Source organism: Streptomyces sp. NPDC001890 (assembly GCF_042891445.1).
GTDB lineage: Bacteria > Actinomycetota > Actinomycetes > Streptomycetales > Streptomycetaceae > Streptomyces.
This window is the reverse complement of sequence record NZ_JBIATE010000009.1, coordinates 229,181-243,820: the sequence shown is the minus strand read 5'-3', so window position 1 is coordinate 243,820 and position 14,640 is coordinate 229,181. Positions and strand designations below refer to the sequence as shown.

Annotated in this window: 11 protein-coding genes; 7 read left to right on the top strand and 4 right to left on the bottom strand. The window is 70.9% G+C overall.

The window, feature by feature from the left end; translation table 11 throughout:
- Positions 1-232: 232 nt before the first annotated feature.
- The 3 genes from ACFYY1_RS23495 to ACFYY1_RS23485 all read right to left on the bottom strand — a co-directional run bounded on the left by ACFYY1_RS23495 (position 233) and on the right by ACFYY1_RS23485 (position 5,249).
- Positions 233-1,576, bottom strand: a complete 1,344-nt coding sequence (locus ACFYY1_RS23495) for an MFS transporter (RefSeq protein ID WP_388588621.1) — start codon at positions 1,574-1,576, stop codon at positions 233-235.
- A gap of 129 nt (positions 1,577-1,705) precedes the next feature.
- The gene (locus ACFYY1_RS23490) at positions 1,706-3,013 is read right to left on the bottom strand and encodes a dihydrolipoamide acetyltransferase family protein (protein ID WP_388588619.1); all 1,308 of its coding nucleotides are present in this window, start codon (positions 3,011-3,013) and stop codon (positions 1,706-1,708) included.
- A gap of 37 nt (positions 3,014-3,050) precedes the next feature.
- The gene (locus ACFYY1_RS23485; protein WP_388588617.1) at positions 3,051-5,249 is read right to left on the bottom strand and encodes a thiamine pyrophosphate-dependent enzyme; all 2,199 of its coding nucleotides are present in this window, start codon (positions 5,247-5,249) and stop codon (positions 3,051-3,053) included.
- A gap of 138 nt (positions 5,250-5,387) precedes the next feature.
- Here ACFYY1_RS23485 and ACFYY1_RS23480 point away from each other — a divergent pair, with 138 nt between their 5' ends.
- From ACFYY1_RS23480 to ACFYY1_RS23450, 7 genes are all read left to right on the top strand, one after another.
- Positions 5,388-5,942 carry a VOC family protein gene (locus ACFYY1_RS23480; protein WP_388588614.1) on the top strand — a complete coding sequence of 185 codons (555 nt, stop codon included), beginning with the start codon at positions 5,388-5,390 and terminating at the stop codon, positions 5,940-5,942.
- Between the two features lie 60 nt (positions 5,943-6,002).
- The gene (locus ACFYY1_RS23475) at positions 6,003-6,737 is read left to right on the top strand and encodes a GntR family transcriptional regulator (RefSeq protein ID WP_388588611.1); all 735 of its coding nucleotides are present in this window, start codon (positions 6,003-6,005) and stop codon (positions 6,735-6,737) included.
- Positions 6,694-7,476 carry an SDR family NAD(P)-dependent oxidoreductase gene (locus tag ACFYY1_RS23470; protein WP_388588609.1) on the top strand — a complete coding sequence of 261 codons (783 nt, stop codon included), beginning with the start codon at positions 6,694-6,696 and terminating at the stop codon, positions 7,474-7,476. Before ACFYY1_RS23475 ends, ACFYY1_RS23470 begins: the two co-directional genes overlap by 44 nt.
- A 62-nt stretch (positions 7,477-7,538) precedes the next feature.
- Positions 7,539-8,381: an SDR family NAD(P)-dependent oxidoreductase gene (locus tag ACFYY1_RS23465; RefSeq protein WP_388588606.1), complete on the top strand. Its 843-nt coding sequence runs from the start codon at positions 7,539-7,541 to the stop codon at positions 8,379-8,381.
- 55 nt (positions 8,382-8,436) lie between these two features.
- Entirely contained in the window at positions 8,437-10,368 is a 1,932-nt protein-coding gene (gene htpG / locus ACFYY1_RS23460) for a molecular chaperone HtpG (RefSeq protein ID WP_388588604.1), read from the top strand.
- A gap of 363 nt (positions 10,369-10,731) precedes the next feature.
- Complete coding sequence (locus ACFYY1_RS23455; RefSeq protein WP_388588601.1) at positions 10,732-12,222, top strand: MFS transporter; 1,491 nt, start codon at positions 10,732-10,734, stop codon at positions 12,220-12,222.
- Between the two features lie 63 nt (positions 12,223-12,285).
- The gene (locus ACFYY1_RS23450; RefSeq protein WP_388588598.1) at positions 12,286-13,431 is read left to right on the top strand and encodes a glycosyltransferase; all 1,146 of its coding nucleotides are present in this window, start codon (positions 12,286-12,288) and stop codon (positions 13,429-13,431) included.
- A gap of 25 nt (positions 13,432-13,456) precedes the next feature.
- Here the strand turns inward: ACFYY1_RS23450 and ACFYY1_RS23445 are convergent, their stop codons facing one another.
- Complete coding sequence (locus ACFYY1_RS23445; RefSeq protein WP_388588595.1) at positions 13,457-14,587, bottom strand: PP2C family protein-serine/threonine phosphatase; 1,131 nt, start codon at positions 14,585-14,587, stop codon at positions 13,457-13,459.
- Positions 14,588-14,640 lie beyond the last annotated feature (53 nt).

Below are 14,640 nucleotides of genomic sequence, written 5' to 3'. Positions count from 1 at the left end.
CGGCTCGCGGCTCGCGGCTCGCGGCTCGCGGCTCGCGGCTGATGGTCCTCGTATCGGGATTCAAGCTGTGATGCAACTCTTCTGGAAGGCAAGTGTGCCGTGAACGGTCACACATACCGTATCCAACGAATCGAGGGCAGCAGCGCCGGAAGTGGGCCACCCCATGGCGTGGACCCCGTGGACCCCGTGGACCCCGTGGGGCCCACGGGGTCCACGCCACGGGATGCGTGCGTCAGGACGCGGACTTGGGGGAGAAGCGCAGCCGCGTGGCCGCCAGCGCACCGAGGGCCAGCAGGACGATGGAGACCCACAGGCCGGACAGGTGGTTGCCGGTGGCGTCCTCGGCGTAGCCCATGATGTAGGGGCCGACGAAGCCGCCGGTGATGCCGATGGTGTTGAGCAGCGCCAGGCCGCCGGCGAGGGTCTTGCCCGAGAGACGGGTGGCGGGGAAGTTGAACAGCAGGGGCTGGACGACGAAGAACGCCAGGCCGGTGAAGCAGAAGCCGAGCAGGGCGATCACGGGACCGGCGACGGCGGCGACGACGAGGCCGGTGAACATCATCAGCAGGCCGACCACCACGAAGTTGCGGGAGCGCCGGGGCGTGGTCGCGCGGGGCGGCACCAGTACGGCTCCGACGGCCGCGGTGAGCCAGGGCAGTCCGGTCAGCAGGCCGATGGTGAACGGCGAGAGATCGCCCCAGCCACCGATGATGCCGGGCAGGAAGTAGACGACGGAGTACAGGGCGACCTGATGGGTCCAGTTGGCGAAGATGGCCAGCAGCATCTGCTTGTCGCGCAGCACCGTCAGCAGCGAGCCGGAACCGGAGCCGTTGCCCGCCGCCTCGGCGCCCTCGGTCTGCTCACGGGTGACCGCGTCCTGGACCAGCCGGGCCTCGTCCGCCGTCAGCCAGGGCGCCTCGGCCGGGCCGTCGGGCAGGAAGCGGAAGATGGCGAACGCCAGGAAGAGGCAGGGGACCCCCTCGATGACGAACATCCACTGCCAGCCGTGCCAGCCGCCGATCCCGTCCATCTCCATCAGCAGCCCGCCGAGCGGATTTCCGACGACGCTGGCGATGGAGGCACCGAGCAGGAGCAGTCCGATGGCCCTGCCGCGGATCTCGGAGCGGAACCAGTAGGTGAAGTAGAGCAGGATGCCCGGCAGCAGCCCGGCCTCGGCGGCACCGAGCAGCAGCCGCATGGCGTAGAAGGACTTCTCGCCCTGCACGAAGGCCATGCACGCGGAAATGACGCCCCAGGTCAGCATGATCCGGGTGATCCACCAACGGGCGCCCACCCGGTACATGATCAGGTTGCTGGGCACCTCGGAGATCGCGTAGGTGAGGAAGAAGAGCCCCGCGCCCAGCCCGTAGGCCGCGGCGGAGATCCCGAGATCGACCTCCAGGCGTTCCTTGGCCAGACCGATGTTGGTCCGGTCCAGGAACGACATGATGTAGGCGGCCAGCAGCAGCGGCATCAGCCGCCGCAGATTGCGCTGGTCCAGCTCGCCGAGCGCATCGCGCGGGGTTTCGTGTGGTGTGGGCGCACTGGACGTGCGGGAACCGCGGATCAAAGACATCGGTGTCCTCTTGGTGTGCTCTGGCAGCCGTCGGATGCGGACGACAGGACTTGACGACAGGGCTTGGGGGGGCGGGGCCGGACGGCCTGCGACGGTGACGTCGCGGGCCGCCCGGCCGCCGGGGTGGTTTCAGACGACGAGCCGGACCGGGTTCTGGACGGCCTCGGTGAAGGCCGCGAGCCAGCGCGCCGCCACGGCGCCGTCCACCGGACGGTGGTCCACGGACAGGACCACGCCGAGCACCTTCGCCGCGGTGACCGAGCCGTCGCGGACCACCGCCTCGTCACGTGCGGCGCCGATGGCCAGGATCGCGGCCTGCGGCGGGTTGATGATGGCGGCGAACTCCTCGACCCCGTACATGCCGAGGTTCGACACGGTGATCGAGCCGCCTTCGAGGTCGGCGGGGCGCAGCGCCCCGGAGCGCGCCTGCTCCGCGAACGCGCGGGTCCGCGTGGCGATCGCCGACACCGACAGGTTCTCGATCCCGCGCAGCACCGGGGTCACCAGGCCCGTGTCGGTGGCGATGGCGACCGAGACGTCGACGGAACGGAACCGGCGGACGGCTTCCGGCTGCCACACCGCGTTCATCCCGGGCACCTGGGTGTGTGCCGTGGCGACGGCCTTGATCAGCAGGTCGTTGACCGAGACCTTGACCGGGCTGACGGCGTTGATCCGCTGCCGCAGGGCGAGCAGCTCGTCCACGGCACAGGTCGCCCGCAGATAGAAGTGCGGGGTCTGCTGCTTGCTCTCCGTCAGGCGCCTGGCGATGGCCCGGCGCATCCGGGTGTGCGGGATGTCCTCGTGGTCGCCGGTGCCGGCCGGTGCGGCGGGAACGGCAGGTGCGGCGAACTCCGGCACGGGGGCGGTTGCCGGGGGTACGGGAGCCGAGGGCGGCTGAGCCGCCTGCGGCTGCCGGGCCGCGACGGCGGCCTCGACGTCACGCCGGACGACGCGGCCACCGGGCCCGGTGCCGGTGAGGGTCTCGATGCCGAGGCCCGCCTCCCGGGCCAGCCTGCGGGCCAGCGGACTGCTGAAGATCCGCCCGCCGCGATCCGGCCCGGTGGGCGCCGGGGCGGCCGTGGGTCGAGCCACCGGCTCCTCCGGTACGTCGCGGCGCACCGCCTGCTTGGCCTCGCCGGGCGCGGCCACGCCGACACCGAGCTCCGCCAGCAGCGCGTCGAGGTCACCGGCCTGCTCGCCGACGGCGCCGAGCACGGCGATCGGATCGCCGACCTCGATCTCGACGCCGGCCTCGTACAGCGCCTTGAGCAGTACGCCGTCCCGCTCGGCGGAGACGTCCACCTCGGCCTTGTCGGTCTCGATGGAGACCAGCGCGTCGTCCTTCGTGAACGCTTCTCCCTCCGCCACCTGCCACGCGGACAGCACGGCCGTCGCCGCGTCGGCGGCCACGGCGGGCATTCGGAACAGTTCTGCCATGATCAACCCTCCTGGGTCTTCTCCCGTACGGGGAGGGTCAGTTCCCGGTGACCCGCTGGAGCGCGGCCACGACCTCTTCGGTCCGTGCGATCGCCGCCCGCTCCAGCACCTTGCTGATGCTGGGCGAGGACTCGCCGGCCTGGACGCGCTCGACCGGCTGGTCGAGCCAGTCGAAGCAGCGGCGCTGGATCTCGTCGGACAGCCAGCCGCCGTACGAGGTGCCGATGGGGCCCTGTTCGGCGATGAGCACGTTGTTGGTCTTGCGGATGCTCGCGCCGAGGGTGTCCCAGTCGAGACTGGCGCGGTCCAGCCAGCGCAGGTCGATGACCTCGGCGTCCAGGCCCAGCTGCTCGACGGCCTCCAGCACGTAGTTGGTCATCGCGAGGTATGTGACGATGGTGATCCGTGATCCGGTGCGGCGCACGGCCGCCCTTCCCACCGGCAGGCAGTAGTCGAAATCGTCCACCGGGCCGGGACCGACCGAGTTGTACAGGTCGGTGTGCTCCAGTACGACGACCGGGTCCTTGCAGGTCAGCGCGGAGTTCATCAGGCCCACGTAGTCGAAGGGCGTGGACGGGGCGACGATCCGCCAGCCCGGGGCCGTGGCGAGGACTCCCGCCGGGTCCATGGAGTGCTGGGAGCCGTAGCCGGTGCCCATGGCGACCTTGCTGCGCAGGACGAGCGGGACGCCGGATCCCTGTCCGTCGCCCCCGAACATGTGCCGGGCCTTGCCGATCTGGTTGAAGATCTGGTCGGCCGCGACCCACATGAAGTCGGCGTACATGAACTCGACCACCGGCTTGTACCGGCCGTCGAGCGCGATGCCGCCGGCCAGCCCGGCGAAGGCGTTCTCGCTGATCGGGGTGCCCAGGACACGGTCCGGGTGGGCTTCGGCCAGGCCCTTGGTGGCGCCGTTGGTGCCGCCCTTGAGCCGGTGCACGTCCTCGCCCATGACGACGACCGACTCGTCCTCGGCCATGCGCCGGCTCATCACCTCGGCCACGACGTCGATGAACTTCCGCTGTTCCAGGCGGCCTTGGAAGGCATCCGGCCCGGTGCCGATGTCGGCTACGCGTACGTCGTCGAACTCGCTGAGGTCGCCGCGTACGCCGACGTCACGGAAGGACGGGTCGGGCCACTCGGAGGGCCTGATGCGGCGGGTGCCCGGCTTGCCCTCGGGGTCGGGCTCCAGCAGCTCGTCGCCGATGGCGGCCATGACCGCCTCGGCCCGCGCCGTGCACTCCTCGATCTCGTCGGCGCCCAGGACGCCGTTCTCGACGAGCTGCCGCGAGAGGAGGGCGAGCGGGTCGCGGGCCCGCCACTCCTTCTCCTCGTCCTTGGTGCGGTAGCCGAACGCGCTGCCGGGGAACGGACCGTTCTGGTGGAAGAAGCGGTAGACCTCGGCCTCGACGATGGTCGGGCCGTGGCCCGCGCGCATGTGGTCCACGGCCTCGCTCATGGCGAGGTACGTGGCGAGCGGGTCCATGCCGTCCACGCGCCAGCTGGGAATGTTGAAGCCCAGACCGCGCGCCGACAGCCGCGGCTCGGCCGTCGCCTCGTCCACGTGGGTGGAGACGGCGTACTTGTTGTTCTCGATGAAGAAGCAGACCGGCAGCTTCCAGGCGGCGGCGAGGTTCATCGTCTCCAGCACGGAACCGATGTTGACCGCGCCGTCCCCGAAGTAGGTCACCGAGACGGCATCGGTGCCGGCCTGCCGCGCCGACCAGGCGAACCCGGCGGCCTGCGGCACGCCGCCACCGACGATCGCGTTGGTGCCCATGGCTCCGGCCTCGCGCCACTGCAGGTGCATGGATCCGCCCCGTCCCCGGCAGAAGCCCCTGGCCAGGCCACAGATCTCGGCCAGGCTGCGCTGCAGGACGGTGCGCACGCCGGTGTCGACGGGGCGGCGCAGATCGATGCCGTCGGGCGCGACGTAGCCCAGTGCCTTGGCGAGGAACTGGTGGTGCCCGCGGTGCGAACCTCCGACGAAGTCGGCGCCGGTCAGCGGCAGCACGGAGCCGACGGCGCCGCCCTCCTGGCCGATGCTGGAGTGCGCCGGGCCGTGGACCAGTCCCTGGCCCGCGAGGTCGAGTACGTACTCCTCGAAGGTCCTGATCAGCAGGGTCTGGGTGAACATCGAGGTCAGCAGCCCGGGGTCCGCGCCGTGCCAGTCCTTCTTGGTCGCCGTCACCTCGGTCCAGGGTGCGGCGGGGGCCAGTTTCCGATGTGTGGGCATGAGCACTCTCCTGTGTGATTCGGTGAGCACTGTCGCAGTGAATGGATCCATAGCCAATACCTCGTTACCGGAACGTGACGTTCAGATTTCGGGAGTGTCCATTGACTACCGCGTATGTGACGGCGCAAGGTGAGACGCATGGCGGATAGATGGATCCATTCCACAGATGACCGGGAGCGGGGACTTCCCGGGCTGGCCGGCGTCGAGCACATCGGCTTCACCGTTCCCGACCTCGAAGAGGCGACCCGGTTCTTCGTCGAGGTGATCGGCTGCGAGCACGTCTACTCGCTCGGCCCGTTCCGCTCCGACGGCACCTGGATGAGCGACCACCTCGGCGTCCACCCGCGCGCCGTGATGCGCGAGCTGCGCTTCTTCCGCTGCGCGGGCGGTCCGAACTTCGAGATCTTCGAGTACGAGGCCCCCGGACAGCAGACGCGGCCGCCGCGCAACAGCGACGTCGGTGGCCACCATCTCGCCTTCTACGTCACCGACCTCGACGCCGCCGTGGCACACCTGCGACGGCACGGCGTACGGATCCTGGGCGAACCCACGGCCAGCTCCGGCCCGAGCGAGGGGCAGCGCTGGGTCTACTTCCTCACGCCCTGGGGGATGCAGCTGGAGCTGGTCTCCTATCCGGGCGGCAAGCGGTACGAGGCCGACTCACCGGTACTGCTGTGGCAGCCTTCCGTCTGAAAGCGACGCCCACGACGCACAGGCCCCACCCGCCGCCGCGCAACCGCACCAGGGAGAACCATGTCACGCAAGCCGACCACCGGATCGGACACGCCCGGCTCCAGCGCCGCCGTCGCCAGCCAGCGCGTCGCGGACCATCTGCGTGCCGCCATCCTCAGCGGTGAACTGCGCCCCGGCGCACGGATCATGCAGGAGCAGGTCGCCGCGCAGCTCGGCGCCAGCCGACTGCCCGTACGCGAGGCCCTGCGGATACTGGCGGCCGAGGGCCTGACCGTCGTGAAGTCCAACAGCGGCGCGTGGGTCTCCAGGATGGACATGGCGGAGTGCGAGGGCGTCTACAAGATCCGCGAACGCCTGGAACCGCTCGCCCTCGGCGAGAGCATCCCCCATCTGTCCGCCGCGCAGATCGCCGAACTGGAGACGATCGCGCGGCAGATCGAGCTCACCACCGACGTGGACCGATTCCTGGCCCTCGACGGCCGTCTCCACCTGCTCACCTACGCCGGATGCCGCGTCGCCCAGATCACCGCCATGGTCGACCGGTTCTGGAACACCACCCAGCACTACCGCCGCGCCTTCGCCCGGCTCGCCGGTGACACCGGCTGGGAACTGATCCACGCCGAACACCGCCTGATCATCGACGCGATCAAGCGGGGCGACACCGTCGACGCCGAACGCTTTCTCACCGGCCACATCCGCCGCACACGGCTCGAACTGGCCCAGCATCCCGAACTGTTCACAGAGGAAGACCATGACAGTGACCACGCAGCAGACGCAGCAGGCCCCGCAGACTGACGCCGGCCCCTTCGAAGGCCGGACCCTCCTCCTGTCCGGCGCGGGCGGCGGAATCGCCCGCGAGGTGGCCCGCCAGTTCCACGCGGCAGGCGCCAACCTGGTGCTCGGCGACCTGAACGCCGGGGCACTGGAGGAGTTCGCCGCGACACTCGACCCCACGGGCGCCACCGTGATCACCCGCACCCTGGACGCGGCCTCGCCCCAGAGCAACAACGCCTTCGTCGCCGCAGCCGTCGAGACGTTCGGCTCGGTCGACTTCCTCGTACCCGCCGCCGGGATCTATCCCGAGCAGGCCGTCGCCGACATGACCGACGAACAGTGGAACACCGTCATCTCGGTCAACCTCAACGGTGTCTTCTACCTCACCCGCGCCGTGCTGCCCCACCTCAACGAGGGCGGCAGCATCGTCAATCTGACCTCCATGGCCGGTCACCGCGGCAGCGTCCGGCACGCGCACTACGCCGCGACCAAGGGCGCACTGCTCGCCTTCTCCCGCAGCCTCGCCTGGGAACTCGGCTCCAGGGCCCGGATCAACATGGTCTCGCCCGGCATCATCGAGACCCCCATGACCCGCGACTACGTCGCCGACCGGGGCGACACCGCTCTCGCCACCACGCCCCTGGGCCGCCTGGGCAGGCCGGAGGAAGTGGCCTCCGTCGTCGCCTTCCTCTGCTCGCCCGCGGCGAGCTTCGTACAGGGCGAGGTCATCCATGTGAACGGCGGCATGCACATGATCTGAGCAGGAGCGAGAACACCGATGAAGAGAGCGGCAGTGCGGGCGGGAACGGAACGGAACAGGACATGACGAGCGAAGCGGCGATCTACCCCGACCTGAGCGGCAGCTCCGTATGCGTCACCGGCGCCGCCCGCGGCCTGGGACTCGCGATGGCCGACGCCTTCGCACGCGCCGGCTGCCATGTGCTGCTGCTCGACATCGACGGCGACGAACTGGGCCGGGTCCGCCCCGCGATGGAGGCGCGCCACCCCGGCCAGGTGATCGCGGCGGCCACCGCCCCGGTGAGCGACCAGGACGCCGTGACGGCGGCCCTCACCGCCTTCACCTCCCGGACGGGAGAGCTGTCCGTCATGGTCGCCAACGCCGGAGTGTCCGCCAACGCACCGTCCCTCGATCTCGAACTGGACCGCTGGAACACCGCGTTGGACGTCAACCTCACCGGGGCCTTCGTCTGCGCACGCGCCGCCGCCCGCCTCATGCGCGAGGGCGACGGGGGCGTCATCCTGACCACCTCGTCGATGTACGGGGTGACGGCCGGACCCGAGCGCGCGGCGTACTGCGCGACCAAGGCGGCCGTCGCCGCCCTCACCAAGGTCCTGGCCGTCGAGTGGGCCCCGTTCGGCATCCGCGTCAACGCGCTCGCACCGGGGTACGTCGAGACCGACCTGCTGACCCGGCTCTCCGACGCCGGGCGCCTGGACACCGGGGCGTTGCGCCGCCGCACCCCGCGCGGCCGCCTCGGCAGCCCCGAGGACATCGCGCACCTCGCCCTGTTCCTGTCCTCGGGGGTGTCCGCGAACATCACGGGCCAGGTGATGGTCAGCGACGGCGGCTGGACGGCCGACGGCTACGCGGTGGCACCGGCCCGACCGGAGGCAGGGCGGCGCCGCGCCGACGCGGCCGGCTGATCTAAAGTACTCAGGCCGATTTCCGTACCGCGGACCTGAGAAGGAATCACGGATTATGCCCACTGAGACGTTCGAGTTTCAGGTGGAAGCGCGCCAGCTTCTGCAGATGATGATCCACTCGATCTACTCGAACAAGGACGTGTTCCTGCGTGAACTCGTCTCCAACGCCTCCGACGCGCTCGACAAGCTGCGGCTCGAAGCACTGCGCGACGACTCGCTCGACGCGGATGTGTCCGACCTCCACATCGCCATCGGGACCGACCGGCAGGCCCGCACGCTGACCGTGCGGGACAACGGCATCGGGATGTCTCACGACGAAGTGGTCCAGCTCATCGGGACCATCGCGAACTCGGGCACCGCGAAGTTCCTGCGGGAGCTCAAGGAGGCCGAGGAGAACGCCGCGGCCGACGGCCTGATCGGTCAGTTCGGTGTCGGGTTCTACTCCAGCTTCATGGTGGCCGACGAGGTCACACTGCTGACCCGGCGCGCGGGTGAGAGCCAGGGCACCCGGTGGACGTCCTCCGGCGAGGGCACGTACACGATCGAGACCGTCGACAGCGCTCCCCAGGGAACCTCCGTCACGCTGCGGCTCAAGCCGGAGGACACCGACGACCAGCTGCACGACTACGTCTCCCCATGGAAGATCAGGGAGATCGTCAAGCGGTACTCGGACTTCATCACCTGGCCGGTCCGGATGGTGCCCGAGGCCGCGGAGGGCGCGGACGGCGCGGAAGGGGCCGACGACGCCCCGCGCGAGCCCGAGACGCTCAACTCGATGAAGGCGCTGTGGGCGCGCTCGCGCGACGAGGTCACCGACGACGAGTACCACGAGCTGTACAAGCACATCAGCCACGACTGGAGTGCCCCGCTGGAGACCATCCGTCTTCAGGCGGAAGGCACTTTCGAGTACCAGGCACTGCTCTTCATCCCGTCGCACGCGCCCCAGGACCTCTTCATGCAGGGGTACCAGCGCGGCATCCAGCTCTATGTGAAGCGCGTCTTCATCATGGACGACTGCGAAGCGCTGATGCCGCCGTACCTGCGCTTCGTCAAGGGTGTCGTCGACGCGCAGGACCTGTCGCTCAACGTGTCGCGGGAGATCCTCCAGCAGGACCGCCAGATCCAGCTGATGCACCGTCGGCTGGCGAAGAAGGTGCTGTCGACGGTCAAGGACATGATGACCGCCGAGCCGGAGCGGTACGCCACGTTCTGGCGGGAGTTCGGCCGGGTCGTCAAGGAAGGGCTGCTGAGCGATTTCGAGAACCGCGAGACCATCCTCGGCATCGCGTCCTTCGCCACCACCCACGACAAGGACGAGCCGACCACGCTGCGGCAGTACGTGGAGCGGATGAAGGACGGCCAGGAGCACATCTTCTACGTGACGGGCGAGTCCCGTCAGGCCATCGAGAACTCCCCGCACATGGAGGCGTTCCGCGCCAAGGGCGTCGAGGTGCTGCTGCTCACCGACCCCGTCGACGAGGTGTGGGTCGAGGCGGAGCCGGAGTTCGACGGCAAGAAGCTGCGGTCCGTGGCCAAGGGGGAGGTCGACCTCGGGACCGAGGAGGAGAAGAAGGAGGCCGCGACCGAGCGCGAGGGCCGGCAGCAGGAGTACGCGGATCTGCTCGGCTGGATGACGGACCGGCTGAGCGGCACCGTCAAGGAAGTACGGCTCTCCTCGCGCCTCACCGTCTCGCCCGCCTGCATCGTCTCGGACACGCACGACCTGACGCCGGCCCTGGAGAACATGTACCGCGCCATGGGCCAGCCCGTTCCCGAGGTCAAGCGCATCCTCGAACTCAACCCGGAGCACGCGCTGGTCAGCGGCCTCAACCGGGCACACGCCGAACGCGGCGCGGACGACGGCACCGGACTCCAGGAGACGGCAGAACTGCTCCACGACCTGGCGCTGCTGGCCGAGGGCGGCGAACTGGGCGACCCGTCGCGCTTCGTCAGGCTGATGGCCGACCGCCTCGAACGCACCCTGTGACCGCCCGCTGTCGGTGAATCCGCGCCGACAGCGGCAACAGCGGCCGACGCTTCACGGTGGGCCGTGCCCCGCACGGCCGGGGCACGGCCCACCGGCCGGTTCGTCCGCGTCGACTCAGGACCGGTCCGCGCCAGGATGCGCGACACGCGGTCCGGGGCGAGGATCAAGGTACGGGCAGTGGCCCGGTTGCGCCCCGGCCCTCCGAGGGCCGGCCCCCTTCCCCGGCGCTCCGGTCCGCTTCCCGGCCGCCGGGGGAGGCCCCGCGGTGGCCGTCAGGTCCGTGCCCCGGGCGGTTTCCGGGACGGCGGTGTGCGCGGAAAACCAGTGGCACGCGCTCATGGGGCCGACATAGCTTGTGCGCCCGTGACCGATGCCCCGAAGAGCCCCTCGCGCGAACCGCGTACGACGTCCGCGGAACCGCCCACCGGGGAAGACGGCCGACGGACGACGACAGCCGGCCTGCCGCCCCTGGGATCCGAGTCCGCAGAGGGCATCTTCTCCCGGACGTACGCGGCGGCCACCTCCAGCTTCGCCGCGGTGATGTTCCTGACCGGCCTCGCCGCACTGGCCGTGGTGCCCACGCTCCCGACGGCGGCCCGGGATCTGGACGGGGTGTCGCTCTTCCCGCTGGTGGCGGGCTGTTTCGTGGCCGCGAGCCTGCTGGGCGGAGTGCTGGGCGGTCACTGGGCCGACCGGGCGGGGGCGAACCGTCCGCTGGCGGCGGGCATGGTGCTCGCCGTGGTCACCCTGCTGGTCTCGGCGAGCAGCACCTCGATCTGGCAACTGGCCGCCGGGCGCTTCGTGGACGGCGTGGCGGGCGGGATGGTCGCGGTGGCGATCAACACCGCGATCGGCCAGGCGTATCCCGAGCGGCTCCAGCCGCGTGCCCTGGCGCTGATGAGCGCCTGCTGGATCATCCCGTCACTGGTCGGTCCTCCGCTGGCCGGGCTGGTGGCCGAGTGGTGGTCCTGGCGTGCGGTCTTCTACGGCCTGGCGGCGCTCACCGCGCTTCCGGCGCTGGCGGTCGTGGCCCTGCTGAACGGCCGTTCCTGGAAGGCGGTGCCCGCGCCGTCGAAGGAGCGGACCCCGCGCCCCGCCGTGACGATCGCGGTGGCGGTGAGCGTGGGCGCGGCGCTGGGCCAGTACGGCGTCTCGGGCTGGGACACGCGCCATCTGCTGTTCGCGGTGGCGGGACTCGCACTGATGGTGCTGTTCGCCTTCCGGCTGCTGCCGGCGGGCACCTGGCGTGCCGCGCGCGGGCTGCCGGCCACGGTGCTGCTGCGCGGGCTGAGTTCGGGAGTGTTCTTCACGCTGGAGGCGTTCGTGCCGCTGATGCTGGTCACCGGCCGGGACGTGGCGCCCGTGGTGACGGGGCTGGCCTTCACCGGCGCCGCCTTGGCGTGGGCCGCCGCCTCCTGGGTGCAGGGCCGCCTGCCGGAGCGGACGCCCCGGCACAGGCTGGTCGTGGTGGGGGCGTCGGTGCAGGTGGTGGCGATCGTGATCGCCTCCGTGGGGTCGTTGCCGGGGATGCCGGCGATCACTGCCGCGTCCTCGATGGTCGTCGCGGCGGTCGGCATGGGCCTGCTCGCCCCGTCCCTCACCGTGCTGTCCCTGGCCCACGCCCCGGCGGGCCGGCAGGGCTACGCCAGCAGCGCGATGCAGACCACCCAGAATCTGGGCCAGATCCTGGTTCTGGGCATCGCCTCCGCCGTCTTCAACGCCTTCCTGGGCGGCGGATCCGACGACCACGTCGGCTACGCCGCAGCCTTCGGGCTGCTGCTCGTGCCCGGCGTCCTGGCCGCCGTGCTCGCGGGCCGCGCCCGCGGCGCACAAACATCAAGAACACGCCGGTAACGCGCACAATCAGGCGGAAACCGGTCCTGTGGGCGGCAGGCGGACATCCCTAGGCTCTGTCCCATGCGTGTACTTTTCGCCTCGACTCGCGGACCGGGCCACTTCCACCCCCTCGTCCCCCTCATCGACGCGTGCACGGAGCGGGGTGACGACGTCCTCGTCGTCGCTCCACCGGCACTCGAATCGTTACTGGCGACCCGGAAACAGCCCTACCGCATCGGCGGGGAACCGCCCCAGGAGGAGATCGCGCGGGCCATGGAGCCCGCTCTGGCGCTGCCCCCGGACGACGGCGTCGCGGTGATGGTCACGGAGGTGTTCGGCCGGCTCGGGATCGCCGCGATGCTTCCCGCGCTGGAGGAGGCGTGCCGCGACTGGCGGCCCGACCTCGTCGTGCACGAGGCGTACGAGTTCGCGTCGGTGGTGGCCGCCGAGCGGCTGGGCATCCCGCGGCTCCGGGTCGCGGTCTCGGCCGCGCGGTTCACCCGGTCCACCGACACCCTGCTCACGCCCGTGTTCGCCCCGTACGGCACGGGCATCACGGAACGTCTCCTCGCCACCCCGTATCTGACCCGCCTGCCGGCTTCCCTGGACCCCTCGTCGTACGCCGTGACCCACCGCTACCACGAAACCCCCCGACCGGGCGCGCTGCCGGACCGATGGGGCGGGGCCGCGGAACCGCTGGTCCATCTCACCCTGGGCACCGAGGCGGGTGCGATGCCGACCGCGGTCGGCCTGTACCGGGCGCTCGTCGAGGCGGTGAGCGAACTGCCGGTGCGGGTACTGCTCACCACAGGACACCTCATCGGGGCGGCGGACCTCGGACCGCTGCCGTCCCAGGTCCATGCGGAGCAGTGGGTGCCGCAGGCGGACGTCCTGCGCAGTGCGTCCCTGGTGGTCTGCCACGGCGGCTCCGGGACGGTCTTCGGCGCCCTGGCGGCCGGTGTCCCGCTGGTCTGCGTCCCGCTCTTCGCGGACCAGCCGGTGAACGCCCGGCTGGTGGCCGACGCGGGGGCGGGGGCGGCTGTCACCCCGACCGGCGGCCCGGCGGACGAGGCGGCGGTGCTGGGCGCCGACGACGTACGGGCCATTCGCGCGGCCACCGAACGGGTTCTCCAGGAACCCTCCTACCGTGCCCGTGCCGAGCGCCTGGCCGACGAGATGCGGTCCACCGCCACGGTCGCGGAACTGCTCGGCACCCTCGCACCGTGAGCCCCGCGGGGGGCGCCGGGGGCCGTCATGCGGAGGCGGGCAGGCGTTCGATGGCGACCAGCGCCGCGTCGTCCCCCAGGCTGCCTCCCGCGTGCCGCAACAGGTCGGCGCACAAGGATTCCAGCAGCGCTTCGGGGCCGGTGCCGGACCGTGAAGCGGCCCGTTCCCGCAGCGGATAGAAGTGCCCCGACCGGTCCCGGGACTCGATGACGCCGTCGGTGTACAGGAGCAGGGTGTCACCGGCCTCGAAGCGGAACGTCTCCGCCGCGTGTTCGGTGATCACCAGACGGGTCAGGCCGAGCGGCGGGGCCGGCGTCCGGACATCGAGGGGGATCACCCCGCCCGCCCGCAGCAGGAGCGGCGGCGGATGACCGCAGCTGACCAGGTGGATCTCGGCGTCGTCGTCGGGGATGTCGAGCACGGCCGCGGTGACGAACGACTCCGCGAGGTCCGGGTCGTCGTCCTCGTCCATGCCCGCCTCGGCCGCGTCGTCGGGGGACGGCGCGATGCTCGTCTCCAGCTGACCCACCAGTTCGGGCAGCGGCCACCGCTGGCGGGAGAGCGCGTGGAAGGCGCCCAGGACGCTCGCCGCCTCGCCGATCGCGGCGAGCCCCTTGCCACGTACGTCGCCGATGATCACGCGGGTGCCTCCCGTGGTGCGGGCGGCGGCATAGAGGTCGCCGCCGATCTGCGCCTCCTCCTCCGCCGCCAGATAGACCGAGGAGATGCGCAGGGGGCCGCTCCGTCCGGGCAGCGGACGCAGCACCACGTGCTGTGCCGCCTCGGCCACCGAACGCAGCTGGGTCACGGCCCGCTCGCTGCGGACCCTCAGGTGGGCGAAGAAGGTGGCCATGACGGAGATGAGCACGAGCGCGATGATCTGGTAGGTGTGGTTGAGGTCGATGAGACTGGTGCGCGCGGCCACCAGGACTTGTGCCAGCACGGCGACCAGGCCGACGAAGGCGGTCATGCGCGGACCGGTGAACGAGGCGGTCATCGCGGGCGCGGCCACCAGGAACGGGCCGAGATGGACATCCGGCGGTGCGAGCAGGTCGACCACCGTGACGACGGCGATCAGCACGAACGGCATCGCCAGGAGCGCGTTCCTGCGCCTTCGGGACTCACGGACCGAATGCAGGAAGCGCGGGGAAGCCATGCTTCCGGGATACCTCACCCGGCCCGTTCCCGCCCCTCGTGCGCCGGCGACCA